This window comes from Nakamurella alba, assembly GCF_009707545.1.
GTDB classification, from domain to species: Bacteria; Actinomycetota; Actinomycetes; order Mycobacteriales; family Nakamurellaceae; genus Nakamurella; species Nakamurella alba.
The window spans coordinates 409,349-434,645 of record NZ_WLYK01000005.1 but is presented as its reverse complement, the minus strand read 5'-3'; the positions used below and the strand labels follow the sequence as shown (position 1 = coordinate 434,645).

Annotated in this window: 28 protein-coding genes and 2 tRNA genes; 15 read left to right on the top strand and 15 right to left on the bottom strand. The window is 69.6% G+C overall.

Going from position 1 to position 25,297, the window contains the following annotated elements; all coding sequences use genetic code 11:
• Positions 1–109 precede the first annotated feature (109 nt).
• The 4 genes from GIS00_RS14070 to GIS00_RS14055 form a co-directional block, all read right to left on the bottom strand.
• Positions 110–607 (bottom strand): DUF2199 domain-containing protein, encoded by a 498-nt coding sequence (locus GIS00_RS14070; protein ID WP_154769035.1) that lies wholly within the window; start codon positions 605–607, stop codon positions 110–112.
• Between the two features lie 162 nt (positions 608–769).
• Positions 770–1,390, bottom strand: a complete 621-nt coding sequence (locus GIS00_RS14065) for an RES family NAD+ phosphorylase (RefSeq protein ID WP_322097953.1) — start codon at positions 1,388–1,390, stop codon at positions 770–772.
• A gap of 3 nt (positions 1,391–1,393) precedes the next feature.
• Positions 1,394–1,969 carry a MerR family transcriptional regulator gene (locus tag GIS00_RS14060; RefSeq protein WP_154769034.1) on the bottom strand — a complete coding sequence of 192 codons (576 nt, stop codon included), beginning with the start codon at positions 1,967–1,969 and terminating at the stop codon, positions 1,394–1,396.
• An 81-nt stretch (positions 1,970–2,050) separates the two neighbouring features.
• On the bottom strand, positions 2,051–2,590 hold the full coding sequence (locus GIS00_RS14055) for a MarR family winged helix-turn-helix transcriptional regulator (protein WP_154769033.1): 540 nt from the start codon (positions 2,588–2,590) through the stop codon (positions 2,051–2,053).
• A gap of 196 nt (positions 2,591–2,786) precedes the next feature.
• Between GIS00_RS14055 and GIS00_RS14050 the strand changes: the two genes are divergently transcribed.
• The 3 genes from GIS00_RS14050 to GIS00_RS14040 all read left to right on the top strand — a co-directional run bounded on the left by GIS00_RS14050 (position 2,787) and on the right by GIS00_RS14040 (position 4,350).
• Positions 2,787–3,110, top strand: a complete 324-nt coding sequence (locus tag GIS00_RS14050; RefSeq protein ID WP_154769032.1) for a nuclear transport factor 2 family protein — start codon at positions 2,787–2,789, stop codon at positions 3,108–3,110.
• Between the two features lie 86 nt (positions 3,111–3,196).
• Complete coding sequence (locus tag GIS00_RS14045; RefSeq protein WP_154769031.1) at positions 3,197–3,982, top strand: SDR family oxidoreductase; 786 nt, start codon at positions 3,197–3,199, stop codon at positions 3,980–3,982.
• Between the two features lie 98 nt (positions 3,983–4,080).
• Positions 4,081–4,350 (top strand): hypothetical protein, encoded by a 270-nt coding sequence (locus GIS00_RS14040; RefSeq protein ID WP_154769030.1) that lies wholly within the window; start codon positions 4,081–4,083, stop codon positions 4,348–4,350.
• A gap of 9 nt (positions 4,351–4,359) precedes the next feature.
• On the opposite strand, the gene GIS00_RS14035 is transcribed toward GIS00_RS14040, so the two are convergent.
• From GIS00_RS14035 to GIS00_RS14025, 4 genes are all read right to left on the bottom strand, one after another.
• Positions 4,360–4,887 (bottom strand): uracil-DNA glycosylase family protein, encoded by a 528-nt coding sequence (locus tag GIS00_RS14035; RefSeq protein ID WP_230313544.1) that lies wholly within the window; start codon positions 4,885–4,887, stop codon positions 4,360–4,362.
• Positions 4,888–5,406: 519 nt separating this feature from the next.
• A tRNA-Ala gene (locus GIS00_RS14030) sits at positions 5,407–5,479 on the bottom strand.
• A 39-nt stretch (positions 5,480–5,518) separates the two neighbouring features.
• Positions 5,519–5,647 (bottom strand): DLW-39 family protein, encoded by a 129-nt coding sequence (locus GIS00_RS27655; protein ID WP_230313543.1) that lies wholly within the window; start codon positions 5,645–5,647, stop codon positions 5,519–5,521.
• A 107-nt stretch (positions 5,648–5,754) separates the two neighbouring features.
• Positions 5,755–5,828 (bottom strand) — tRNA-Ile (locus GIS00_RS14025).
• A 564-nt stretch (positions 5,829–6,392) separates the two neighbouring features.
• Between GIS00_RS14025 and GIS00_RS14020 the strand changes: the two genes are divergently transcribed.
• Positions 6,393–7,103 (top strand): hypothetical protein, encoded by a 711-nt coding sequence (locus GIS00_RS14020; protein WP_154769028.1) that lies wholly within the window; start codon positions 6,393–6,395, stop codon positions 7,101–7,103.
• A 446-nt stretch (positions 7,104–7,549) separates the two neighbouring features.
• The gene (locus tag GIS00_RS28990; RefSeq protein ID WP_322097952.1) at positions 7,550–8,218 is read left to right on the top strand and encodes an alpha/beta hydrolase; all 669 of its coding nucleotides are present in this window, start codon (positions 7,550–7,552) and stop codon (positions 8,216–8,218) included.
• A 13-nt stretch (positions 8,219–8,231) separates the two neighbouring features.
• Here GIS00_RS28990 and GIS00_RS14010 read toward each other — a convergent pair whose 3' ends face one another.
• Positions 8,232–9,416, bottom strand: a complete 1,185-nt coding sequence (locus GIS00_RS14010; RefSeq protein ID WP_322097951.1) for a cation:proton antiporter — start codon at positions 9,414–9,416, stop codon at positions 8,232–8,234.
• Positions 9,417–9,836: 420 nt separating this feature from the next.
• On the opposite strand from GIS00_RS14010, the gene GIS00_RS14005 reads away from it, so the two are divergent.
• Positions 9,837–10,379, top strand: coding sequence for a TIGR03086 family metal-binding protein (locus GIS00_RS14005; protein WP_154769027.1), 543 nt, complete (start codon positions 9,837–9,839; stop codon positions 10,377–10,379).
• Between the two features lie 219 nt (positions 10,380–10,598).
• On the opposite strand, the gene GIS00_RS14000 is transcribed toward GIS00_RS14005, so the two are convergent.
• Together GIS00_RS14000 and GIS00_RS13995 are read right to left on the bottom strand one after the other, a co-directional pair.
• Positions 10,599–11,366, bottom strand: coding sequence for an SDR family NAD(P)-dependent oxidoreductase (locus tag GIS00_RS14000; RefSeq protein ID WP_154769026.1), 768 nt, complete (start codon positions 11,364–11,366; stop codon positions 10,599–10,601).
• A gap of 80 nt (positions 11,367–11,446) precedes the next feature.
• A complete protein-coding gene (locus tag GIS00_RS13995; protein ID WP_154769025.1) occupies positions 11,447–11,911 on the bottom strand; it encodes a YybH family protein in 465 nt (154 codons plus the stop codon).
• Positions 11,912–12,090: 179 nt separating this feature from the next.
• On the opposite strand from GIS00_RS13995, the gene GIS00_RS13990 reads away from it, so the two are divergent.
• From GIS00_RS13990 to GIS00_RS13975, 4 genes are all read left to right on the top strand, one after another.
• Positions 12,091–12,486 carry a hypothetical protein gene (locus GIS00_RS13990; protein ID WP_154769024.1) on the top strand — a complete coding sequence of 132 codons (396 nt, stop codon included), beginning with the start codon at positions 12,091–12,093 and terminating at the stop codon, positions 12,484–12,486.
• A gap of 161 nt (positions 12,487–12,647) precedes the next feature.
• Positions 12,648–14,003: an ABC transporter substrate-binding protein gene (locus GIS00_RS13985; RefSeq protein WP_154769023.1), complete on the top strand. Its 1,356-nt coding sequence runs from the start codon at positions 12,648–12,650 to the stop codon at positions 14,001–14,003.
• Positions 14,003–14,953, top strand: coding sequence for a carbohydrate ABC transporter permease (locus tag GIS00_RS13980; protein WP_154769022.1), 951 nt, complete (start codon positions 14,003–14,005; stop codon positions 14,951–14,953). The genes GIS00_RS13985 and GIS00_RS13980 overlap by 1 nt, the downstream gene beginning before the upstream one ends.
• Positions 14,950–15,798 (top strand): carbohydrate ABC transporter permease, encoded by an 849-nt coding sequence (locus GIS00_RS13975; protein ID WP_322097950.1) that lies wholly within the window; start codon positions 14,950–14,952, stop codon positions 15,796–15,798. The genes GIS00_RS13980 and GIS00_RS13975 overlap by 4 nt, the downstream gene beginning before the upstream one ends.
• A 112-nt stretch (positions 15,799–15,910) precedes the next feature.
• Here the strand turns inward: GIS00_RS13975 and GIS00_RS13970 are convergent, their stop codons facing one another.
• Together GIS00_RS13970 and GIS00_RS13965 are read right to left on the bottom strand one after the other, a co-directional pair.
• Positions 15,911–17,572, bottom strand: a complete 1,662-nt coding sequence (locus tag GIS00_RS13970; RefSeq protein WP_154769021.1) for an MOSC domain-containing protein — start codon at positions 17,570–17,572, stop codon at positions 15,911–15,913.
• Positions 17,569–18,273, bottom strand: a complete 705-nt coding sequence (locus GIS00_RS13965) for a FadR/GntR family transcriptional regulator (RefSeq protein ID WP_154769020.1) — start codon at positions 18,271–18,273, stop codon at positions 17,569–17,571. The genes GIS00_RS13970 and GIS00_RS13965 overlap by 4 nt, the downstream gene beginning before the upstream one ends.
• Positions 18,274–18,365: 92 nt before the next feature.
• Here GIS00_RS13965 and GIS00_RS13960 point away from each other — a divergent pair, with 92 nt between their 5' ends.
• From GIS00_RS13960 to GIS00_RS13940, 5 genes are all read left to right on the top strand, one after another.
• Entirely contained in the window at positions 18,366–19,625 is a 1,260-nt protein-coding gene (locus tag GIS00_RS13960; RefSeq protein WP_322097949.1) for a lipase family protein, read from the top strand.
• 393 nt (positions 19,626–20,018) lie between these two features.
• The gene (locus tag GIS00_RS13955) at positions 20,019–20,612 is read left to right on the top strand and encodes a TetR family transcriptional regulator (protein ID WP_196073276.1); all 594 of its coding nucleotides are present in this window, start codon (positions 20,019–20,021) and stop codon (positions 20,610–20,612) included.
• Positions 20,613–20,707: 95 nt separating this feature from the next.
• Positions 20,708–22,909 carry an MMPL family transporter gene (locus GIS00_RS13950; RefSeq protein ID WP_154769018.1) on the top strand — a complete coding sequence of 734 codons (2,202 nt, stop codon included), beginning with the start codon at positions 20,708–20,710 and terminating at the stop codon, positions 22,907–22,909.
• Between the two features lie 62 nt (positions 22,910–22,971).
• Complete coding sequence (locus GIS00_RS13945) at positions 22,972–23,592, top strand: MerR family transcriptional regulator (protein WP_154769017.1); 621 nt, start codon at positions 22,972–22,974, stop codon at positions 23,590–23,592.
• Complete coding sequence (locus tag GIS00_RS13940) at positions 23,585–24,247, top strand: RES family NAD+ phosphorylase (protein ID WP_154769016.1); 663 nt, start codon at positions 23,585–23,587, stop codon at positions 24,245–24,247. The genes GIS00_RS13945 and GIS00_RS13940 overlap by 8 nt, the downstream gene beginning before the upstream one ends.
• A gap of 1 nt (position 24,248) precedes the next feature.
• Here the strand turns inward: GIS00_RS13940 and GIS00_RS13935 are convergent, their stop codons facing one another.
• Positions 24,249–24,701: a VOC family protein gene (locus tag GIS00_RS13935; protein WP_154769015.1), complete on the bottom strand. Its 453-nt coding sequence runs from the start codon at positions 24,699–24,701 to the stop codon at positions 24,249–24,251.
• A gap of 44 nt (positions 24,702–24,745) precedes the next feature.
• Complete coding sequence (locus tag GIS00_RS13930) at positions 24,746–25,276, bottom strand: dihydrofolate reductase family protein (protein WP_154769014.1); 531 nt, start codon at positions 25,274–25,276, stop codon at positions 24,746–24,748.
• Between the last annotated feature and the right edge of the window lie 21 nt (positions 25,277–25,297).

Below are 25,297 nucleotides of genomic sequence, written 5' to 3'. Positions count from 1 at the left end.
CGCGTCGGTGTCGGGAGTTGCACTGCGCTCGGCGGACTCAGCATCGGCGTCGAGCCACGCCCTCACCATCAGGATCTTCGCGACAGCGAGACCTCTGTCGGTGACGACCTCAAGTCTTGACCGGTACCGCAGCGAGCACCATCTGGTGATCGAATCGGCCGGTGATTACGTCGCGCAGCTCTTGGTCGGCACTGTCGACGCAGTAGGGGAGGCTGTCGGTGTCGGTGACCGCGATGGTCACCTGCTTGGCGAAGAGTCCCCACGGTGGAACGGCATTCGCAAGAAGTCCGTGAAGGCGAAGGTCCTTGTAGCTGGGCTCCCACCAGTTCTCGAACACCGGGATGAACTCGGCCGGATCGATGGCAACCCACACGCCGTAGGTGACCCGATGGTCCGCCGTCAGCTCGATCTTGAGCAACGCGCGGACGAAGGCGCCGACTCCTTGGACCTGCATGAGGACGGATGATCGAGCCGTCTGATCGCTCATCCAGACGAGAGCATCATCGACGGGCCCGGCCGCGAGCACAGGGTCGGGCTGATTGAATCGAACATGCAGGTCATGATCATCGTCGTGCGTGCGGCCGCAGTCGCTGCAGATCTTCCCCATCACCCGACCCTACGACCCGGGTAGGACGGGCGGCAGCGTCGGATCCCGGGCTCCGTCCGCTCACCATGACGTCCGGCCGGACAGCCGACGCGACCGATCGTCGATCATCGGGAGAAAGGGTCGAGAACCCCGCAGGTCGCCGCCGACCTGCGGATGGCATGGTCAGGCCAGCCGGTACCCGCATCGCGCCGATGCCCGGTCCATCAGGGCGTGGACCAGAGGATGATCCAGCGGGCGCTGGAAGTTCGGTGCGGCCGGGAACGAGTCGCCGGCGGGCTCGAACAGCACCACCGTCTCGACTCCGGTCATCGTCGACAGGACGTACAAGCCGTCCAGGGCGGGCCAGGCGAGCCGGATCGCCGCAGCCCATCGGCGGCACACCACCCGGTCCGCCGCGGACAAGGAGTTCGATGCACCTTGCCGTAGGGCCCAGCCTCCGGTGAGGTCCAGCAGACGCAGGGGTCGGGTCGGCTGCCAGCCGGTCAAGGCATGGTGGTCGCTCAGCACGATCGTCCGCTGCAGTTGGAACACCTCGGCGGCGCAGGTCGCCGGTTCCGTCGCGGTGTACAACACCCCGAATCCCGCGTGGTCGCCGGGAGGCGAGGGGTGCGGGTCCCAACGGGACCCGGTCGGCCCGAAGGTCCGGAAACCGTTCCACACCGATGGATGTCGACCCTTGACGACATTGATCCGCCACAACGCGCCGGTGAAGCTCCTGATGTCGTCGGGCTGTGCCGTCAGCAGTCCCGGCGGCGAAGCCGGAACCTTCGGGAACGCCGCCACTCGCTATCTGTCCAACCCGTCGAGCAGTTCGGCCACCACGCGAGGATCCCCGCCCGACACCAGATAGCTGATCGGACTTCGACCGCTCAACTCGTCCTGCTCGGTGGTCATGAACCCTTCGATCGCGGTCGGGTGAAGGTCATCGGGGATGGCCGGGACGACACCGTCCAGCCCCGGTAGAACGGCGCCGTTCACGAACTGCCACCGCGGGATGCGCCACTGGGATCCCACCCGGATCCCGTACAGCTTGCGGGCTTTCAGGTCCCTGGAGATCTGTGGGCGACCTTTCCCCAGTGTTTCCGCAACCTCCGAGGCGGACATCGTCGCCGCCCACACCGACTGCACGGACCCGGCGGCGACCTCCTGTCGGCGGCGACGCTGCGCGACCGGATCCCAGTCATGCACGACCGCTCGCGCATCCGGGCCGCCGTGCGACTCGAGGAAGTCGAGTTCCCCGATAGTCAGGCCCGGACCGTCGTCGCGGTGTACCGCAGCCAACTTCGCCTTCAGGTCGGCGAGGAACTCGCCTTCGTCGAGGTCAGGACCGTACTGGCTCAGCACCTCGGCCAAGGTCGTCATCGTCAGCACCTCCACGCACAGTCTAGCAATGCTGTGCGTAAGTGTGCGTGCGATCCATTGCGGACCCTGTACGCAGAAGTGCTACGAGTCGCCGTCACCGTCGGGAAGAAGCCCGCGGTCGAGTTGGCGGTCGGCGGACGCGATGGCGTCGGTGACGAACCTGGCGGTGAGGTCGGTGTAGCGGCGGATGTCCGCGGCGGACCACTGTGCGAGGGCCTCGCCGATCATCCGGTCACCGAGGGCGTAGACGCCGCGTGCTGCTTCTTCCCCGGCTTCCGTCAGGCTGATCAACGAGGCACGGCCGTCGGACGGGTCCGCCGTCCGATGCACCAGGCCGTCGCCTTCGAGCCGGCCGACGATCTTGCTGACGTGTGATGCACCGGTTCCGAGCGCTTCGGACAGCGCCGTCGGTCGCATGGCCCCGCACGCCAGAAGGTGCCGGAGGGCCTGATGCGACTGCTGGTCCAGCGCCTCCCCGCTCTTGGCCAGGATCTGGCTCTGAAGAGCGGGTGACTCCCAAAGCAGGATCAGCGCACTCAGATTCGCGAGCAATTGAGATCGGTAGGGAAAGTCGCTGGCGCGCAGCGCCCTTCCCTTACCGCCTCCCTTACTGCTGCTCATGGCTGAAGTTTAGTCGTCGGTGAACCGACCATCAACTACTGTCCTACAGGACAGTAGTTGTGCTACCGTCGAGGACATGCCGGCCATCAGGCCGAGCAGATACCTGTTGACGTCGGCCTCCACATCAATTGCCGGACAGCGAGAATCAGTGGCGTGCTCGTCCGCAGATCACGAGAAGACAGAGAAGAGAAGAACAATGAGTGACATCGCCCTGCCCAAGGCCGTCGCGGACTTCGTGGCCGCCACCAATGCTCATGACACCGACGGGCTCCTGGCCGTCTTCGCCGACGGTGCCGTCGTCAGCGACGACGGACACACCTTGACGACAGCGACCGAGATCCGTTCCTGGATCGGCAGTCACCTGATCGACCCCCAGGTGGTGCTCTCACCGACCTCGTACGAGAACAACCGATTGGTCGCCTCGGCCGTGGCGACGTCCATCGCTGCACCGATGAACTTCGCGTTCGACCTCGCCATCACCGGCGACCTGGTCACCGACCTGTCGATCGACCTCGCCTGAAGCTCACCTGCGACCGTCGCCATCCTCTGCTCCGCCGCCACGGGTCCGGCAGAGCGCCACGTCCTGAGACCGAGGGAGAGAAAAAGATGTCAACCACGGATCGCGATCGGCTGGACGGTCGCCGCGCCCTCGTCACCGGTGGGTCGAAAGGCGCCGGCAAGGCGATCGCCGCTCGGCTGCGTGAGCTCGGCGCAGACGTGTACGTCACGGCACGATCGATGCCGGAGGGCTATGAGTTCCCCGACCGGTTCATCGCGGCGGACACCTCGACCAGCGAGGGCACCGATCTCGTCGCTCGCAGGATGACCGACTCCGGGGGCGTGGGCATCCTGGTGCACAACGTCGGTGGCTCGTCGACGCCCCCTGGGGGGTTTGCCGTGGTCACCGACCAGCAGTGGCTCACGGAGGTGAACCTCAACTTCCTCGGTGCGGTGCGCCTGGATCGGGCGCTGCTGCCGGCCATGGTCGGATCCGGATCCGGTGTCGTCGTCCACGTCACCTCGATCCAGCACGAGATGCCCCTGTACGAGGCGACCCTGCCGTACGCAGCGGCGAAGGCGGCTCTGCGCACGTACAGCAAGGGTCTCGCGAACGAGGTCGGACCGCGTGGGGTCCGGGTGAACGCTGTCAGCCCGGGCGGGATCCAGACCGAAGGCTACGAAGGGTTCGTCGACCGGGTGGCCGACGGCAAAGGCCTCACCCGTGACGAGGCCAAGCAGGACATCCTCGACTGGCTCGGCGGGGTTCCGCTCGGCCAGTTCGCCCGGACGGACGAGATCGCGGATCTTGTCGGATTCCTGGTGTCGGACCGGGCGTCGGCGATCATGGGTGCCGAGTACGTCATCGACGGCGGCACCGTCCCGACGACCTGAAGTAGGTCGGACCGGGCCGCCTCCGGCCGGCCATCAACGTCCCCGTTCACGAAGGCAATCGACGCACACGCCTCGGTGACGTCGGGCATGCTCACCCCATGGCGATGTGGGAGTACGACGGGCGTCGCTTCATGTACGTGTCCGGCTACATGTTGGACGAAGGCGCCTGGCATCACGAACTCAGCGAGATCGGATCTGAGGCGTGCGCATGCATTGTCATCCCGGACGCAACGCCTGATGATGGCCCATTCACGCCAGGTGCCTCTGAGACGGTGATCCTCAGAACCGCAGCAGGCACGATCCCCTGGCCGATCTGGGTCGCCTTCATGAGCAGGGTTCACGAGTCGAACGACCTCGGCGACCGATAGCTGTGGCACTCATCGCTGTGCGACGACGGTCGCCCGGCGTAGTGCGTTCGCGATACGGGCGTGCTGCTCGTGCCGATGTCGCCCGTTGGCGGGCGACGGGTGCGGGGCCCCCAGTACGGGCAGGATTCTGGGGTCGTCGTGCAGGGTGTAGTACCGCATCAGGCCGTCCAGGGCAGTGGTACCGAGCGCGACGATCGCGCCCAACTCGGGGAGCGCGCAGAGCAGATCGTGCAGGGCGCTGCGCGCTTCGTCGAGGTCTGCCGCGGACACCCGGGTCGGGGCCGGCCCGGACCAGGGAATGACGTTCCATCTCAGGTAGTCACCACGACCCAGTCCCGACGCAACGCGAGCTGAGCGGAACATCACCGAGCTGGCGGTGTCGTTGTCCTCGCTGCTGACCCCGTCCGAACCAGCGGCCACCGTCCCCGGCGCAGGTCGTTCCAACAGCACCAGGAGCCTGGCGGCGGTGCCCGGCCCGTCGGGATCGAATGCCGGGATGATCCGGTCCGTCCCGGCTGCCTGCCACTTGTCCCTCAAGGCCTGCAAAGGGACCAGTGCGCCCGCTCCGGAGCGTCGTTCATCCATGCATGGGCCGCAGGAAGCACCGGTGTCGGAACCGGTCGATGGCGAGCGAGCGTGAGGAGCCGGGTCTCCGGGCATGAGCGAGCCTCATCCGGCCTTCGCGTCCTGTGGACGCACGGCGGTCACTCACAACGGGCATCCACCTGGTCGCAGATCCATGGGTCACCGGTGCCCGTCCCCGGGTCGTGCGACGCACCCGGTGACTTCGCTCGGAGCGATGATCTTGTCGGTCCGGGTCCTCGGCATCCGGCTGCTGGCCGACCTTCTCGGCCACCCTCGGCGGCTCGGCCACGTTCGCACCACCACCCCGGCGATCACCGCGCACAGGTTCGACGTCGCCATCGCGGTGCGATCGGAACGTTGCCGGTGCGACCAGCGTGAGTCACGCGCGGACTCTGGCAGTTGTGGGCACGGGCAAAATTCATGATCATGCCAAGATCGCGAGAAGGACCTCTGACCTGCGAAAACCAGCTGTGGAGACGAGGGGAATCGAACCCCTAACCCCCGCCTTGCAAAGGCGGTGCTCTGCCAATTGAGCTACGTCCCCGGACGTCCCGGCCTGCTGACAACAGGTCGGGACGGTGGATCAGGACTTGGGAGCGGCGCCGGTGGCCTCGTCCCAGAGGGCGGCCTCGGCGGCTGCCTGGTCGCGACGGCGCTTGACGAGAACGAACGCGCCACCGGCAAGGCCGGCGAGCAGCAGCAGCTTCTTCATAGGGGCAAGTCCTTCGCAGTCGGAGTCCGTCGGCTCCGATCGCCCTGGGCGGGCAGCAGGAGCCATCCCATTGTGGCGCGGACTCCGCACGGGGCGAAGACCTACCGTGGGCCTGGGAGGACTTGAACCTCCGACCTCTTCCTTATCAGGGAAGCGCTCTAACCGCCTGAGCTACAGGCCCGCAACACTACTCACGGCGCCGATCAGACCTGGGTCTGTCAGGCGCCGCGACTGACGACTCTAGCCCAACCGGCGGGCCCGGTTCAAATCCGCTTCCGCCGTACGGACGCGCAGGTCAGGGCTGCCACCCCGGTGTCGTGACTCCCGCACGGGCCGGGGTCGAAAGCCCGGGACGTGCGAGCCTTGCTCCCACCGGGCGGTGTCAGCCGATCGGGTCGACGAGCCCCGCCGACCGGGGCGCGGCCGATTCCTGCCAAGGCACAGCCGTTCCCGACCGAACGTCGCACTCGAGGCTATTGCCGTTGTCGAGCGTGCCGCCCGTCAGACCGTCGCTGGCCGATCGGCGCCGTTCCACCGCGGAAACCGCGGCCCAAAGGCACAGATCACGGCACCACCACCATCGCGGGCTGGGCACAACCCGCCGAACCGGAGCGCAGTCCCCGGGACCACCATCTTCGGTAGAGCACAGTTGCCGAGACCGTCGGGAGAACTGCCCGACGCAACGCGTGCCGAACCCGCGCGTCAGGGGAACACCAGGAACGATCACCAACCTCTGGAGGACCTGATGGCGCTGCGCATCCGAACCGGTATCGTCCCGGCCGTCCTGCTGGCCGCCGTCCTGGTCGGCTGCGGCACCACCACCGAGCAGACCGCCACGTCGACGGCTCCGCAGACCACGACCTCGGCCTCGGTCGGTTCGCCGAGTGCCTCTGTCACGGTGTCCGCTCCGGAGACGTCGGCGACGGCGCCCGCCAGCACCGTCACGGCGACGGTCACCGACACGGTGACGGCTTCGGCGACCACCGAGGTTTCTGAACCGACAGCCGGTGAGACGTCAGCATCGGAGGAGACGACGGCGACCACTCTCGACGGCCCGTCGAAGGCCTGGTTCACCGCATACTGCAGCGGGCTCGCGCCGCTCACCGACGTCTCGAGCATCCTCGGTGACTCCTCCGAACCGGCCGCCGCGGCGGACCAGATCACAGCCATCGGAACGGCTCTCGGCCGTTCGGTGGGTCAGCTGGTGGGCATGGCGCCGCCGACGTTCGCCGGTGGTCCGGAGTTCGCGAGCTCGGCGATCAGCACCATGACCGACCTCGGTACGCAGCTCGTCGACACCGGCGAGCAGCTGCGGCAGGGCGACGGCAGCGGCATCGCGGCGCTGCAGGAGACGCTGAAGGACGGGCCGCTGCGCGACCTCGCGACCCTGCAGGCCTCCGCCGACATCAAGTCGGAGATCGCCGGCCTGGATGCCTGCCAGGCACTCGCCGGCTGACCGGCCCACAACGAGTGACTGCGAATGGTCAGCACCCGGGGAGGTGACCATTCGCAGTCAAGACTGATTCTAGGGCTTGTCTCTCCACCCTGTGCCGTCGCGAGCGACGTCCTGGTAGGCCGTTCGCAAGGCGGGCGAGGAGTCGCAGTACTGGATGTCCTTCCGACGAGCCCAACGACGCGAACGGTCTGCCAGGGCGCCGCGCAGCAGGCTCGGGGTGGGGAGCCAAGCCCTGGGCAGGGTTCGGCCCTGCCGGCTGCTGTGGTGAACCGGCAGGGCCTTCGGCCCCGCCACCCCGGGTCGGCGAGGACCGCAGTCGTGTGTTTCCCGGACCGCTCCGGAGTCACACCCGCTGAGCCTGTGATGAGCAAAGTTTCTCGGTCCCGGGTGCATCCGGCCTGGTCACATCGTGAATCGACCACCGCGCACTCGGGCACGACCCCACGGTGAGCGCGAAGCTGCTGGACACGTTCGTCCCGAAGGACCCCTCGGCGGCGGTGCTGGTGTTGCACGGTGGCGGTGCCCGGCGCGACCGGATGATGGTCAGCCCGACCCAGCTCTCGGTGCTGCGGATGATCCCGATCGCCGGCCGGATCCGGCGGGCCGGCGCCGGCCGACTCGCCGTCTTCCGGCTCCTCAACTCGACCCGTGGCTGGGACACCCGGCACACCCCCGCCGACGACGCCCGTTGGGCGATGGACCGCATCCGGGAGCGGTTCGGGAACCTGCCGATCGGGCTCGTCGGACATTCGCTCGGCGGTCGGGCCGCGCTGCTGTCGGCGGGCGCCCCCGGGGTCCGGTCGGTGGTCGCGCTGGCCCCGTGGGTCTACCCGGAGGACTCGGCGTCGGCTCCCGGGCGGAAGGTGCTCGTCGTGCACGGCAGCGCGGACCGCATCGCCGACCCGGACCGCGCCGCTGCGGTCGCCCGGAACCTCTCCCGCACAGCGGATGTCGCGGTGATTATGGTCGAGGGTGGATCGCATTCGATGCTGCGGCACCATGCGGTGTTCGACGGGATCGCTGCTGACTTCACCGCCTCGGTGCTGCTGGACCGGCCGCCGCATGAGCCGGCGGTGGAGCGGGTGCTGGAGGGAGAGACGTTCCTACAGATCTGAGGCAGGCGGCCGGTCAGTGGTCGGCAGAGGCCTGGGCGTCGGTCGGGGTCCGGCGGACGGTCGAGGCGAGCAACGGGAAGAGCAGGACCGACAACATCCCGGCCCCTATCAGCGCGGTCGCCGTGCCGGCGGCCAGGGCGCCGTCGTCCTGCCCGATCGCGGTCACCGCGACGATGATCGGCAACCCGGTGGCGGTCATCAGTACCAATGCCCGTTTGTCCGCGCCGGTCGATCCCGGCGGTGCGGACAGCAGGCCGGGCAGCCCGCGGACCACCAGCAGCAGCACCAGGAACACCGGCACGAGCACCAGCGAAGACGTGTCGGCCAGCAGGCCGCGCAGGTCGAAGCCGACGCCGGTGGTGATGAAGAAGATCGGCACGAACACGCCGAAGGCCACACCGTCGAGCTTCGAGCGGACCAGCTTCGCGTCCACAGGAGGTGCGCTGGCCAGCAGGTACTGCACCAGCACACCGGCGGCGAACGCGCCGAGCAACATGTCGAGGCCGAGCAGGACGCTGAGCGTCACCAGCGCCGCGATCACCAGCACCACCAACCGGACGGCGAACTGCCCGCTGGTGTGCAGGGTGGCCGCGATCAGGCCGTGCAGGGAGCGGTGCTTGCCGCGGGCGGCGAGGAAGATCGCGCCGAAGGCGACCACCACGAACGCGATCAGCACGATCGCCGAGTTCTGCGGCTCCCGACTCGACAGGAAGATCGAGATCGCCAACAGCGGGCCGAATTCGCCGACCGCGCCCACTGCTGTCACCGCCGTGCCGAACGGCGTCCGCATGGCCTTGGTGTCGATCAGGATCGGCAGCAGCGTGCCGAGCGCGGTGCTGCACAGGGCGACCCCGATGAAGATCCCGGCGGTCGTGGTCGACGCCAGCAGCACGCCCGCCACGATCCCGCCGGCCAGCGAGAGGAGCCAGCCGACCGCGGAGCGGCGGATCGGCCGTCCGCGGATCAGCCGGAAGTCGATCTCCATCCCGGCCATGAAGAACAACATCGCCAGGCCGAACTCGGCGACGGCGTCCAGCAGTCCGTCGACGACGATCCAGTTCAGCACCGTCGGGCCGACCAGCATGCCCAGCAGGATCTCGATGACCACCAGCGGGACCGCGACGGCCCGTCGCAGCAGTGCCGCGACCAGCGGCGACAGCGCCATCACCACGCTCACGACCAGGACCGTGTAGGCCACGCCGCCGCCTCCCGTCCCGCGTTGTCGCCGTCGGGACCAGTGTTCTTGTCGTCCCCGGGTCAGTACAGCGCACGATCGGCGGATCCTGTGCGGCGGGTCGGGTCGCTGATGCCATGGGCGGCGCAGTGTCCGGCGCGCTCAGGGTGTGACCCCGGCCCGCTGCTCGGGGGTTGGTCGCGGCCGCGAGCTCCGCTGTCGGCGTCGGCGAGGGCGTCGGCGTCGGCGTCGGCGTCGGCGAGCACGATCCGTCCGCGCCGGGCTCCGCGTACGAAGTGGTTGACCCTTGTCCCTCCGGTCCCATTCGCGCCAACTTCAGACGCGTCGACGAAGTTGATCATCGCGGGTCGGGGGGTCGGGGGTCAGTGCCGGGGATGAGGTGAGCGGTGGCGGGGTCGGCGGTGCGGTGGCAGGTTGGGCCACATGCCTTCACCAGATCTGCGACCGGCCGCCGATCGGCTCGCCGGCCTGCTGCCCGCCATCTCCGACGACCAGCTCGACGCGCCGACGCCGTGCGGTGACTGGACGGTGCGGGACGTCCTGCAGCATGCGGTCGAGCTGACCGGCGCGTTCACCGCCGCCGCCGTCAAGAAGGCGCCGGACGTGCAGTTGGACGGACTCCCGGACGACTGGCGCGAGCGCCTCCCCCGGCAGCTGGGCGAACTGGCCGGCGCCTGGGACGACCCGGCGGCCTGGGACGGGGAGTGCGAGGCCGGTGGCGTCACCCTGCCGTCGCGGATCATGGGTGTTGTCGCGTTGGACGAGATCGTGGTGCACGGTTGGGATCTCGCGGTGTCCACCGGTCAGGCCCCGGATGTGCGGGACGAGGACGCCCATGCCTGCCTCGGTTTCGCCGCCAACGCCGACGGGGTGTTCGGCCCGGCACTTCCGGTCGCGGACGATGCCCCGGTGCTGCACCGCCTCCTCGGCGCCACCGGCCGCTCCGCCGATTGGTCCCCCGCCTGACGCCCCTTGGCCACGTCGGACGAGCCCGTCCGGGTCAGTGGAGGCGGTCGCGGTCACCACCACGGACCCACGCGGGTTCTCGGCGCAAACGTCCTGCGCGCACGAAGTGGTTGACCCCTGTCACTCTGGTCCCATCCGCGGCAACTTCACACGCGTCGACGAAGTTGATCCTCGCGCGGGCGGGGGTCGGGGGTGGGGGCAGGACGCGAAGGCGGGGGGTCAGCGCCAGTCGAGGGTGCTGCCGCAGGTCATGTTGAGCGCGGCGCCGGTCATGGTGCGGGTGAGGTCGGAGGCGGCGAGAGTGGCGGCATCACCGACATCCTCGTAGGAGGTCTCGTGTTTCAACACCGTCGAGTCGATCAACATCTTCCGGATCTCCTGCCCTTCCGGTGAGTCGCCGTAACCCTCGACCACCGACTGCACCACCCCGCTGGTCTGCACCGTATTGACGCGGATCCCGTCGACGCCGAGCTCGGTGGCGAGCTGGCGGCGCAAGGCGTCGGTCGCGGCGAGCGCGACCTGGAACCCGCCGATCGAGTAGTCCTTGACCGGCTCGCCGATCCCGCCGAAGTTCAGGATCACGCCCGAGTGCTGCGTGCGCATCTGCTTGATCGCCGGCTGGGACGTGACCAGCTGCGTCCGCACCGCCTTCTCGATCGGCTTCATGATGTCCGCGATCGGCATCTCGGCCAGCGGTGTGCCCTGCACGTCGTCGACACCGATGACGTTGAAGGAGATGTCGAGCCGGCCGTGCTGCGCGACGACCTCGTCGACGTACGCCGCGACGGCCGCCTCATCGGTCGCGTCCAGCTCGGCGGTGCTCACCGTGCCGCCGTCGGCGGTGATCTCCGCGACGGCCTTGTCCAGGCCGGGCTGTGACCGGTTGACCAGGTGCACCGTCGCACCTTCCCGCACGTACCGGCGGGCAATGGCCCGGCCGACGGCGCCGGCTCCGTAGACGATCGCGATCTTGTCCTGCAGCAACATGTTTCCGTTCCCTTCTCCTCGGTGAGTTGGTGCGGTGCAGTGCTGTGGTGCCGTTTCCGGTGCTGCTCGAGGACCGGTGCTCAGGGCTGCAGGTCCGTGGCGGCCAGGAAGCTGCCGTCCATCAGGAACGGGGTGGACTCGTGCTCGTGTGCCACCTTCCACTCTCCCCCGGTCCGGACCAGACCGACAGTCGAGCGGTACCAGAACGAGAACGACTCGTCCGATCCCTGCGGCGTCGCGGTCATCCGGGTGAGCCCGTGGGCGAAGGCGACGTCACCGCCGACGTGCACCACCAGGTCGGTGGTCTCCAGGGTGACCGGTCCGTTGAAGGTCCCCATCCAGGCGCGCAGCGCGTCCGCGTCGTGCGAGCGCTCCGGCAGGTTCCGCAGCGGCGGGGCGAGGGTCATGGTGATGGCGTCGGGGGTGAGGTTGGCGATCACCGCGTCGGCGTCGCCGGCGTGCACGGCGGCATTGCGTGCCTCGATCAGCCCACGGATCGCGGTCTCGTCGGCGGTGGCGGTGGTGGGGACGGACGTGGTGCTCATGGCGGCCTCCGGGTGGTGGTCAGCGGGATGGACACCCTGTGTCGCAGCCGCCGATCCCGTTCTCGACATCCGGGCCCGGTATTTCCGCGAGATCCCGAGGTTCCTGATCGTCGGCGTGGAACCGGAGAAGTCCGGGCGGCGTCGGAGCAGCACCCTTGGAGATCCGACAGGAGCAGCAGATGACCAGCATCTCGTTCGCCGTCCCTGGTCTGCCGCTGCGCGCCGCCACCCGGTCGCTGCCCGCCCGCGCCCTCGCCGCGGTGGTCGTGACCTGCGGTTACCTCGTCGCCGGGGTGGTCGGGCTGTTCGTCGGGCTGGAGCGCACCGAGGGCACGCCGGACGTGACCGCCTGGGGCACCCTGCTGCTGATGACGGCGGCGATCGGTGCCATCGCCGCCCTCGCCTGGCGGATCAGCGCGGCCCCGCTGCTGCTGGTGGCGCTGATCGGGATCGTCTTCGCGGTCGTCCGCGCGGCCACCGGCGCCGGCCTGCTGGCCCTGGTCGACATCGCCCTGCTCGGTGCTGTCCTGGTGCTGGTGTGGGCCCGTCCCGACCACCGCCCTCTCGCCGACTGAGCCCGCCCGCCCCGAGCCCCGATGCCCGCCGAGTCCCACCCGCGCCGCACCACCGGAAACCCGAGGTGTTTCGCGGTGTGAAATCTTCCCCTCGGTGGGAACCTGTATCCCGGACCGGATCCCGGCCCGTCACAGGGTTCTCAGATGGGGAGATTGCGGACATGTCGGACATTTCATCGCAGCGCCGGTTCGATCGTCGCCGGTTCCTCGGCCTCACCGGCACTCTCGCCGCAGCCGGGTTCGCGGCGGCCTGCGGATCCAACACCGGGCGCGAGGGCAGCAGCACGGCTCCGGCGGCGTCCTCGGGCGCATCCTCACCGGCAGGATCAGCAGGCAGCAGCGCCGCTCCGGGCGGGGGCGGGGGCGGGGAGATCGCCCAGTGGTACCACGCGTACGGCGAGACGGGCACCCAGCAGGCGGTGGAGAAGTACGCCGCCGCGTACACCGACGCGAAGGTCTCGGTCACCTGGATCCCCGGCGACTACGAGAAGAAGACGCAGGCATCCCTGCTCACCGACGGCGGGCCGGACGTCTTCGAGTGGGGCAACGGCCCGAGCATCGACATGATCCAGAGCGGGCAGGTGGTTGAACTCGGCGACATCCTCGGCGACGCCGACGACGACTTCACGCAGTCGCTGGTCGATCGGATGACCTACGACGGCAAGCTCTACGGCGTCCCGCAGGTCATCGACATGCAGTTGCTGGTGTACCGGAAGAGCATGTTGGACGACGCCGGCATCGAGCCGCCGACCTCCTTCGACGGCCTGGCCGCCGCGGCGAAGGCACTGACCACCGCGGACGTGAAGGGACTGTTCCTCGGCAACGACGGCGGCGTCGGCGTGATGGCCGGACCGACGCTGTGGTCGGTCGGCGCCGACTACCTCACGGAGGACAACACCTTCGGCTTCGCCGACCCGAACGTCGCGGTCGCCTTCGGCAAGCTGCACGAGCTGTTCACCAGCGACTCGCTGCTGCTCGGCGCGCCCACCGACTGGTCGGACCCGTCGGCCATCACCCAGGGCCTGACCGCCATGCAGTGGACCGGCCTGTGGACCTTCCCGCAGCTGCAGAAGGACCTGGGCGACGACTTCGGCGTGCTGCCCTGGCCGGCGTTCAGCGCGACGGTGGGTGCACCGTCCGTCCCGATCGGCGCGTACGGATCGGCGGTGTCGGCCAAGGCGAAGGACCCGGAGGCGGCCAAGGCCTACGTCAAGTGGCTCTGGGTCGACAACACCGAGGACCAGCTGGATTTCGCGCAGAGTTACGGCTTCCACGTCCCGGCGCGCAAGAGCCTGGCCGACCAGGCGGAAAGCCTGAAGAGCGGGCCGGCCGCCGACGCCGTCACGATCCTGCAGAACAACGGCAAGGCGCAGACGCCGCTGCTCTGGACGCCGGCGTCCGGCACCGCCCTGTCCGACGCGGTCAGCCGGATCATCAAGGACGGCGCCGACCCGGTCTCCGAGCTGGCGGCCGTGCAGAAGACGGTGGAGGCCGAGCTCGAGCGCGTCACCAAGTAATGGCGCGGGCCCCGCTGCGCCACCGGCTGCTGGGGGAACAGAACCGCAACCTCTGGTTCTGGGTGTTCGTCGGGCCGTTCGTGATCGGCCTGATGATCTTCGTGCTGGTGCCGATCCTGTGGAGCATCTACCTCAGCTTCTTCGAGGCCCGGAACACCGTCACCCCGTCGCTGTTCGTCGGCCTGGACAACTACGGCGACATGCTCAGCGATCCGGCGTTCCTGTCGAGCCTGGGCACGTTCGTGGTGTTCGCCGCCTTCATCGTGCCGCTCACCTTCGTCGGGTCGCTGGGACTGGCACTGCTGGTGCATCGCGCCAGGTTCGCGAAGGCGTTTTTCCGATCGGTGTTCTTCCTGCCGGTGGCCTGCAGCTACGTGGTCGCGGCGATGATCTGGAAGCTGTCGATCTTCTCCGGCGTGCGGTTCGGGCTGGCCAACTCGGTGCTGCGGGCACTGGGCCTGGACTCCGTGGCCTGGCTGTCGGTGACCCAGCCACCCTGGTACTGGCTGGTGATCGTCACGCTGCGACTCTGGCTGCAGCTCGGCTTCTACATGATCCTGTTCCTGGCCGGGCTGCAGCGGATCCCGACGGTGCTCTACGAGGCGGCCGCGGTGGACGGCGCGAAACCGGGATGGCAGGTCTTCCGGTACATCACCTTCCCGCAGCTGCGCACCACCTCGGTCGCGGTGCTGCTGCTGTTGCTGATCAACGCCTTCCAGGCCTTCGACGAGTTCTACAACCTGCTCGCCAACGCCGGCGCGTCCGGTGGCGGCGGTTATCCGCCGTACGCCCGGCCGCCGCTGGTCTACCTGTACTACACGGCCCTCGGCAACCAGCAGGACTTCGGCCACGGCAGCGCCGGCGCGGTGATCCTGGCGCTGGTCATTGCGCTTTTCACCGTCCTGCAGGGCCGGCTGCTCGGCTTCGGGCGCAAGGAGGACCGGGCGTGACCACCGTCCGGTCCGGCACCGAACGCGTCGGGTCGGTGCTCCGGCACGTCGCGCTCGGCCTCGGCGCGTTGCTGTTCCTGCTGCCGTTCTACCTGCTGATCCGGAACGCGTTGTCCACCAACGCCGACATCACCTCGCCGCAGTGGACCTTCTTCCCGGATGACATCCAGTGGGACAACATCGGCGAGCTGTTCGCCGACCCCGCGGTGCCCATGCTGCGCAGCCTGCTGAACTCCGTGGTGATCTCGGTGCTGGAGACCTCCGGCGCCGTGCTCATCGGTGCGCTGGCCGGCTACGGCCTGGCCCGGATCCCCTACCGGCACGCGAATGTCGTGCTCGGCATGATCGTCGGGACGCTGATGATCCCGGCCGCGGTGACCTTTGTCCCGACGTTCGTGATGGTGTCGACGCTGGGCTGGGTGAGTTCGCTGCAGGGCATCATCGTGCCCGGGTTGTTCCAGGCCCTGGTGGTGTTCCTCTTCCGGCAGTACTTCCTCAACTTCCCGCGGGAGCTCGAGGAGGCCGGCCGCGTCGACGGTCTCGGCTATCCCGGTGTGTTCTTCCGGATCGTCGTGCCCAATTCGAAGGCCTTCGTCGCCGCGGTCGCCACCATCACCTTCATCGGCAGCTGGAACGCGTTCCTCTGGCCGTTGGTGATCGCGCAGGACTCCAGCTCGTGGACGGTCCAGATCGCGCTCTCGACGTTCCTCACCGCGCAGACGGTGAACCTGCACGAGCTGTTCATGGCGGCGGTGTTCTCGATCCTGCCGATGATGCTGGTGTTCCTCGGCCTGCAGCGCTTCATCGTGCAGGGGGTGGAGTCCACCGGAACCACCGGGCAGTGACGAGCGGGGCTGTACCGGGACACTCCCCACGCCCCCCGATCCGCGCCCTTCCACCGCGAAAGCAGCGGGTGAAGGGCTCAGATCAGCGTCGAGCCGAACGCCGGGCGCCCGCTCAGAGATCGAGCAGGACCGTCCCTGTCGCACGGGAGACGCAGGCGGCCATGCACAGCTTGCGTTCCCGCGGCGACAGCACCAGGTCGCGGTGCTCGACGTCGCCGGCCAGCACGCCCACCCTGCAGGTGCCGCAGGTGCCGGTCTCGCATGACGACTCCACCGGGATCCCGGCCGTCCGCAGCTCGGCGAGCAACGTGGAATCGGCCGGGATGTCGAGGGTCTCGCCGGTGGAGGCGATCCGGGCGGTGAACGGCGCGCAGTCGGCGACGCCGGGCGCGGCCGGCCCGGCGAACGACTCCAGGTGCACCGTCCCGTCCGGCCGGTCGGCGGCAGCTTCACGCAGGGCGGCCATCAGCGTGGTCGGCCCGCAGCAGTAGAGATGGGCCGAAGCCGGCAGATCGGCCACCAGCGCGGCGAGATCGATGCGCCGCAACGGATCTCCGTCGGTGACGTGCAGCCGGACCCGTGTGCCGTAGGCCCGAGACAGGGCGGGGTGGAAGGCGGCAGCATCGGCGGAGCGGCACAGGTAGTGCAGGTTCCAGTCGGTTCCGTCCGCCTCGAGCTGCTCGATCATCGACAGGAACGGGGTGATCCCGATGCCACCGGCCACCATCACGTGCGGGCCGGGGCCGGCGGCGAGCGGGAAATGGTTGCGCGGCGCGCTGACGGTGATCCGGTCGCCGATTTGGACGCCGCCGTGCAGGTGCCGGGAGCCGCCACGCCCGTCCGTTGCCAGCGCGACCGCGATCCGATAACCGTCGGCCGCGGGCAGGGTACAGAGCGAATAGCTGCGGGTCAGCGCGTTGTCGACCTTGATGTCGACGTGCGCACCGGCCTCGTACGCCGGCCACTCCGCGCCGTCGACGGCGGTGAGCCGGAAGCTGCGGACCGTCGCTGTCTCCTCGACGATCTCGGCGACATCCGCCTCCCACCACCGGACGGTCCCGGTCGGCAGCGAGCCGTTGGACAGCCGCGACTCCCAGTCCTCGATCTCGGAGTTCTCCAGCCGGTTGCGGAACAGCGTGCGGAACCCCGGGGACAGCAGCTCCAGCTCGGCGAGTTGCGCTGCGGCGGCGAGGTTGTCGATCTCGTCGTAGAGGTAGCGCTGGACGCGGGAGATCGGCCAGTCGGGCAGCGGTCGGTCGATCACCTCGAGCAGATCGCCCTCGGCGACCTCGCCCGGCTGCAGCACCCGGTACATCCATCCGGTCCGTCCGGTGGCCTGGGAGCGCCGGGAGATGTCCGGGTGACCCATCCGGTGGTTGAGCTTGAAACACGGCTGGCGGGACTCGGACACCTGCAGCAGCGCCGTGCCGGCCCGCACGACATCGCCGATGCAGAGCGTGGTCTCGCTGAAACCGTGGGCGACGAAGTTCTCGCCGAAGGCGCCGGGGACGAACCGTTCGCTGTTCTCCGGGAACTCCTCCCGCCAGCGGTCGTAGTGCGCCGGGTCGTACTGCAGGATCGCCTTCTCGGCGCCGCCGTGGAAGGTCTCGGCGTGCAGGTCACCGTCCAGGCCGTGGGGCCCGATCCGGATCGATCCGGCAACCTCCTGCTTGTCGATCCCGGTCCGGATACCGGAGCTGCCCAGGATCGCGATGCCACCCAGGCGCACCTGCAGCAGCCGGGCCGTCGGCAGGGCGGTCAGCACCGTCGTCATGACTGCTCCCGGCGGGCGGCATCGAGGAAGGACACGTCCTGCAGCAGTGCGGTGGCGGCCCGCTCGGCGGCGTCCGGATCCCCGGCGCGCACGGCGGCGGCCAACGAGCGGTGCAGCTCGTGCAGTGCCGGGTCCTCCGGCAGTTCGGTGGTCCGCCGGATGCTGTCGGACACGAGATCGCCGACGGCGTCGTAGATCCGGGCGAGCAGAGGGTTACCGGAGGCCATTGCGATCGCCCGGTGGAAGGCGGTGTCGGCCGCGGTGAAGGCGGCCGGGTCGCCGCTGTCGTGCGCGGTCCGCCGATCCGCCAGCAGACGGTCGATGTGATCGAGCTGCGGGGCGGTGGCCTGCGCCGCCGCACGCCGGGCGGCGGCCCCGTCGAGCACGGCCCGCAGGTCGATGGCATGAGCAAGGTCGCCGGCCCCGTCGGTCTCCCGACGCAGGGTCGCCGCGAGATCGGAGGTCCCGGACACGTAGGTGCCGTCCCCGACCCGCGGGTCCAGCAGGCCGGCCAGGGTCAGTGCGCGCAGTGCCTCCCGGACGGTGCCGCGGCTGACGCCGAGTTCGGTGGCCAGCGCATGCTCGCCGGGGATCCGCTCGCCCAGCGCCCAGACGCCGGTCCGGATCTGCTCGCGGAACTGCTCGGCCACCTGGGCGACGAGCGGTTGCCGGCGCACGGGCGCGGTCAGGGGTCCGGTCATGTCGGCGATCGTATGCAGATGTCGGACATCTGCACAAGAAGGCGCGCGGCCCACCTGGCCGGATCGTCCGGCACGCTGTCATGATCACTGGCGTGGAAGCGGACGATCCGGGCGAACGGCACGGTCGTCCGCTGCTGCTCCGGATCCTCGGGATCGCACTGCTGGTGGTCGCGGTGGCCGTCGGCGTGGTGCTGGCGATCATCCCGCGCAGTGTCGAGGACGAGCTCGCGGCCGGCGAGATCGAGTCGATCGGCGACGCGTCGTTCTACGTGCCGCCGTCGCCGTTGACCTCCGCCGCCCCGGGCACCGTGGTCCGGACCGAACGGCTGAACAGCGCTCCGGAGGGGTCCATCGGCTGGCGCGTCCTCTACCACTCCACCGACGCCTTCGGCCGGGACATCCTGACCTCCGGCGTCGTCGTCACCCCGGACACCCCGGCCCCGGCCGGCGGTCGGGTGGTGGTCGGCTGGGCACATCCGACCACCGGTGCGGTCGCCCGCTGCGCGCCGTCGAACGGCATGACCCCGTTCCTGTCGATCGAAGCGATCGGTCCGCTGCTGAACGCCGGGTACGCCATCGCCGCGGCGGACTACCCGGGCCTCGGCGTCGAGGGCCCCAGCTCCTACCTGATCGGGGCGTCCGAGGGGCACAGCGTGCTGGACTCGGTGCGGGCCGCGCGATCCCTGCCGGAGGTCGGCAGCGGCAGCACCACCGTGTTCTGGGGGCACTCGCAGGGCGGTCAGGCAGCGCTGTTCGCCGGCCAGCTCGCCGCTGAGTACGCGCCGGAGATGGACGTGAAGGCCGTCGCCGTCGCTGCTCCCGCCGCGGACCTGGGGGCGCTGCTCAAGGCCGACATCGACGACATCTCCGGTGTCACGATCGGTTCCTACGCCTTCTCCGGCTTCCAGAGTGCCTACGGTGCCCGCTATCCCGGCATGTCACTCGACCAGATCCTCACCCCGGAGGGGGTCGCGGCGACAGCTCCGATGTCGCAGCTGTGCCTGCTCGGGCAGAACGCCGAGCTGCACAACTACGCCCGGCCGTTGATCGGCAAGTACCTGCGCGCGGATCCGGAGACCGTCGAACCGTGGGCCACCCTGCTGCAGGAGAACACCCCGGCGGCCACCCCGGCCGACCTGCCGCTGTTCGTCGCCCAGGGCGGGAAGGACACCCTGGTGGTGCCGTCCGCCACCGAGAAGTTCGTCGGGACCCAGTGCGCCGCTGGACGTCCCGTCGACTTCAAGCTCTACCCCGACGACGACCACGGCACCGTCGCGCTCACCGCCTCGGGCGACGTGGCGAGCTACTTCCAGCAGATCCTCGCCGGGGAGGCACCGACCAGCACCTGCTGATCGGTCGCCGGGTGCGGGTGCCGGCTCATGGTCGGCCAGAAGCTCCGCCCACCTCCGTCAGGGTGAGCCGCCCAGTGAGCGTGGCGGGCCAGGGATCCGCGCCACCGAGGGAATGCCTCCGCCGTGGTCGGGGGGGCGATCCACCACATCCGTTGCCAGCAGCCACGTTCGACGTGGCTGAAAGCACCAGATCTGAGAAAGTGCCGACCTCGACAGGTGCCGGCGGCTCCCGTTCCCGCGTGAGAAGCACTGGCCTCAGCACCTCAGCACCACAGCCGTGCACCGGATCGAGTCGGATCGGCAAGGTACCTGGCATCGGCCGCCCACGCCCGGTGAAGTTGCTCACCAGGCAAACTTGCACAATGGGCAAATTCAGCGGGTAGTGTCCTCGTCGTGACCACCAGTGGATTGCGCGAGCGCAAGAAGGCCGACACCCGGCGCGCGCTCACCGAGGCAGCGGTGGGGCTCTGCATCGAGCGGGGCTACCAGGTGGTCACCGTCGCTGACATCGCGGAGGCGGCCGGGGTCTCGCGTCGCACGTTCTCGAACTACTTCCCCGGCAAGGCCGAGTGCGTGGTCGGGTTCGGTGACGGCCTGCTCAGCGACGTGCTCGACGTGGTCGCCGCGGCGCCGCCCGGCACCGCGATGCGGGACCTGCTCGTCCTCGGTCTCGCCCGGCTCACCGAGAGTTTCGGGACCGGCTTCGACGGTTTCGTCGAACTGGTCCAGTCCGAGCCGGATCTGCAGGCCGCGGAGGTGGCGGTCGACGCCGCGATCATCGAGCGGATCACCGAGGCCGTCGTCGCACTGGTCGATGCGCGGCCCGGCGACATCCGCCCGCGGGCGTTCGCGGTCACCGCCTGCGCGCTGGCCAGGGTGGCCGGTGACTCGTGGGTGCTGGACGGCCGTCCGGGTGGCACGGACGGCCTGTCCCAGCGGCTGACCCAGGCCTTCTCGCTACTCGATCCGGACGCCCTCACCCGCTGAGCCCCGCCCCTGCCCAGCACCGCCCCGCACGCACAGCCCAGCATCGCCAGTTCACCCCAGCACGGCCGACAACACCCGCACCGGAAGGCATCTCCATGGCTACCCTCCTGCACCGACTCGGGGCGTTCGCGGCCCGCCGCCGCTGGGCGGTGATCGCCGGCTGGCTGGTGATCCTGCTGGGCCTCGGCGGCGGCGCCGCGGCGTTCTCCGGCACCTTCACCAACTCCTTCTCCATCCCCGGCACCGAGGCGCAGAAGGCGCTCGACCAGCTGGCGGAGAAGATCCCCGGCGCCGGTGGGGCCTCTGGTCGCATCGTGTTCGCCGTCGAGGACGGCACCGTCGCCGCGCAGCAGGCGGCCATCCAGGATGTGGTGACCGAGGTCGGGAAGCTGCCCGGCGTCGTCAACATCACCGATCCGATCACCACGCAGGCGGTCTCCCCGGACGGGAAGGTGGCACTGTCGTCGATCACCTTCACCGGGCAGATCACCGAGATCCCTGAGACGACACAGGATTCCATCGCGCAGATCGCCGACGACCACCGCACCGGCGGTCTGGAGATCGAGTTGGGCGGTGGCGCCGTCCCGCAGGCCCCGTCCATCGGGTCCACCGAGGGCATCGGTGTGGTCATCGCGCTGGTCGTCCTGCTGATCACCTTCGGTTCCGTCGTCGCCGCCGGCATGACCATGCTGACCGCGCTGATCGGCGTCGGCGTCGGCATGGCCGGCATCCTCTGGGTGTCCGGCACGGTCGAGATGTCCAGCACCGCGCCGATCCTCGCCCTGATGCTGGGCCTGGCCGTGGGCATCGACTACGCGCTGTTCATCGTCTCCCGTCACCGCGCGCAGCTCAAGGCCGGCCTGCCGGGGCAGGAGTCCATCGCCCGCGCGGTGGGTACCGCCGGGTCCGCGGTCGTCTTCGCCGGCCTCACCGTCCTCATCGCGCTGGCGGCGCTCAGCGTGGTCGGCATCCCGTTCCTGACCGTGATGGGCCTGGGCGCGGCGGCCACCGTCGCCGTCGCCGTGCTCATCGCGATCACCCTGGTGCCGGCGCTGCTGTCGCTGGCCGGTGACCGGGTGCTACGCAAGCGGGACCGCGAGGCCGCTGCCGAGATCCGTGCCCGCGGCGAGCACGTCGGTGCGATCGACCACACCCACCGCGCCGGCCGCTGGATCCGCGGCGTGACGAAGCGGCCCGCCCTGGTGGTCGTCGGGGTGATCGCGCTGATGGGCGTGATCGCGATCCCGACCACCAAGCTGCACCTGGCGCTGCCGGACGACGGCTCCAAGGCTCCCGACTCCACCGCCCGCAAGGCCTACGACCTGATCTCCGAGTCGTTCGGACCGGGCTTCAACGGGCCGCTGATCGTCACCGTCGAGGCGCAGCCGGCGGAACTGCAGGCCGACATGACCGAGCTGGCCGGCCGGATCAGCGCGCTGCCCGCCGGCCCGATGGTGCTGCCCGGTGCGGTCAGCCAGGACGGCACACTCGGTTTCCTGCAGGTGATCCCGAAGACCGGACCGTCCGACATCGCCACCGAGGATCTGGTGCACGACCTGCGGGCCGACACCGCGACCTGGGCCGCCGGGGCCGGTGCCACCGTGGCCGTCACCGGTCAGACCGCCGTGGCGATCGACGTCTCGGAGAAGCTGGCCGACGCGTTGCCGGTCTACCTGATCCTGGTGGTCGGGCTGGCCCTGATCCTGCTGCTGCTGGTGTTCCGCTCGATCGTGGTCCCGGTGAAGGCGGCCCTCGGGTTCCTGCTGTCCGTCGGCGTCAGCTTCGGCGCCGTGGTGGCCGTCTACCAGTGGGGCTGGCTGAGCGCGATCTTCGGCGTCGACACACCCTCGCCGATCATCTCTTTCCTGCCGATCATCCTGATCGGCGTGCTGTTCGGGCTGGCGATGGACTACCAGGTGTTCATGGTGTCCGGCATGCGCGAGGCCTATGCCCACGGCGCGGATCCGAAAACTGCTGTGGTGGGCGGGTTCACGGCCGGCGCGCAGGTGGTGGTGGCTGCGGCGATCATCATGACCAGTGTGTTCGCCGGGTTCATCCTGGCGCCCGACGCGATCATCGCCTCGATCGGCTTCTCACTCGGCATCGGTGTGCTGGCCGACGCCTTCCTGGTCCGGATGACCCTGGTGCCGGCGGTGATGACCCTGCTCGGCAAGGCCGCCTGGTATCTCCCGAAGTGGCTCGGGAAGGTGCTGCCGGACGTCGACATCGAGGGCGAGAAGCTGCTCCGCAAGCTGGAGGCGGAGCGGGAGTCCGCTCCGGAGGAGCAGAAGGTCTGACCTCGACGAGCACCTCCTGTTCACTCGCATCGTGAGTTATCGTGAGTGGGTAGGAGGTGCGCGTGTCCCACTCCCCCGTTCTCGATGCCCTCGACGAGCTGGCCCGGTCCGGGCCGACCGACCCGGCGACCGCCCGCCTGCTCGAGCGGCTCCGCCGGGTCGAAGAGGCCAGCGGCCAGTCGATCGACTCGTTCCTCGACACCGTGCAGCCGCTGCTCCCCGCGGTGGAGCAGGCGCAGCCCCTGTCGGCGGCGCAACGGCGGGCTCTGGCGTCCGTCGGCGCAGACCCGACACCCGCGCCACCGGGTCTGCGCGCTTCTTTCAGCACCGCGCTCGGTTACGAGCGCCTGGTGAAGGACGCTCTGAGCACCCGGGAGGCCGCCGAGCTGCTCGGTGTCGGCGACAGCCGGATCCGGCAACGACTGCGCGCGCGGACCCTGCTCTCGACCGTGGTGCGGGGCTCCCACCGGTTGCCCCGCTTCCAGTTCACCGACACCGGCGAGCTGCCCGGCTGGGCGCAGGTGGCCCCCCGGGTACCGGTCGACCGGCCGCTGATCGCCGTCGAGGGTTTCCTGACCCATCCGCACGTCGACCTGGCGCTCGGCGACCGTCAGGTGTCGCCTCTCGAGTGGCTGCAGGCGGGTGGCGACCCGGGAGTCGTCGCGGATCTCGCGGGTGAGTGAACGGCTGCCGGACCCGGACCCCGGGACCTGGCCCGACGACCCCGACCCGTGGATCCGGGTGCTGGACCGCGGGACCCCGGTGGTGCGCATCCACCCGACGGCCGGACCGTACCCGGCGCGCTGGAACGCGTTCCGGTCGTGGGGCCCGACGAACAGCCGGTTCGACCACCATCCCGGCCCGACCGGCGACCACCCGGACCACCGGATCCTGTACGGCTCGGTGAACGGGGTGCTCGTCGGCGGCACCGCGTACCCGGGCTTCGTCACCGCGCACGCCGAGTACTACCAGTCCACCCGCACCATCGCGCCCGGGCCGTCCGCCGACTGGATCGCGATCTTCACCCTGGCCCGGCCGCTGCGGTTGCTCGACCTCGGCGACTCGGACTGGGTCACCGTGGCCGGCGGCAACGGTGCGATCACCTCCGGACCCCGCGACCGGGCACGGCTGTGGGCGCAGGCGATCCACCGGCGGTACCCGGACGTGCAGGGCCTGGTGTACCCGTCGTCGGTGGTCCCGGCCGGCCGGGCGGTCGCACTGTGGGAGCGCGCCACCCCGGCGTTGCCCCGCCGGGCCGAGACCTTTGCCCTCTCCGACCCGGCGATCCGGCCGATGGTGGAGAACGCCGCGCGGCGGCTGAACTACCGGTTGGCGTGACTCAGCCGAGCGGCTCGGTGCCCGAGAGTCGTTGCGCCAGTTCGACGATCAGCCCCTCCGGGCCCCGGACGAAGCACATCCGGTAGATGTCCTCGTACTCGGTGATCTCGCCGACCAACTCCAGGCCACGCTCCCGCACCGCAGTGAGAGCCTCGTCCAGGTCGTCGATCTCGAACGCGATGTGCCGGTAACCGTGCCGGATCACCGACTCCGGCCCGGGCGACGGTTCCGCCGGTGCGTGGTACTTCGAGAGCTCGAGGCGGGTGTCGCCACCGGGCACGGTGATCATCACTGCCTCCGACCGGACCCCGGGCACACCGATGACGTCCTCGATGAACGCGCCCTCGGCCGTCCACCGCTCGCCGACCTCGAAGCCCAGCGCCCGGAAGAAGTCCTCCATCGCGTCGAGGTCGTCGACGTTCACGCCGACATGGTCGAACTTCTGCACACCCATGGGTCCTCCTGTTCCCGGTCCGCGGACTGTTCAGCCCGGACGACTCACGCGGTGTAGGTGTAGGCGACGCTGCCGCGCGGGAAGCGACGGACATCCTGCAGCTGCAGCCCGACCGGGCCGCCGAACAGCGGGAAGCCGTCACCGAACGCCAGCGGGTGGACGGTGAGGCGGTACTCGTCGATCAGGCCGAGCCGGGTGAGCTGCTGTGCGAAACCGGCGCCGGCGTGGGCGATGACCGGCCCGCCGTCCTGCGCCTTCAGCTCGGCGATGCCGGCCTCCAGATCGCTGTAGACCGTGGTCTCAGGCCACTCGCCGCGCTCCAGCGTCCGGGAGAACACGGCCTTCGGGATGTCGTTCATCGGCGCCGCGATCGGTTCGGTGGAGGTCATCCAGTGCGGTGCCATCCCCTCGTACGACACCCGGCCCATCGCGTGCACCCCGGCCGTGGACAGCAGGTCGACCATGTACGCGGTCAGCTCGTCGTCGAAGTACTCCACCGGCCAGCCCGGCTCCTCGTCCGGCTGCCCGACGAAGCCGTCGACGGTCATCTCCATCTTCAGGATCAGTGGTCGCATACCGGTACCGACTCCGACTGC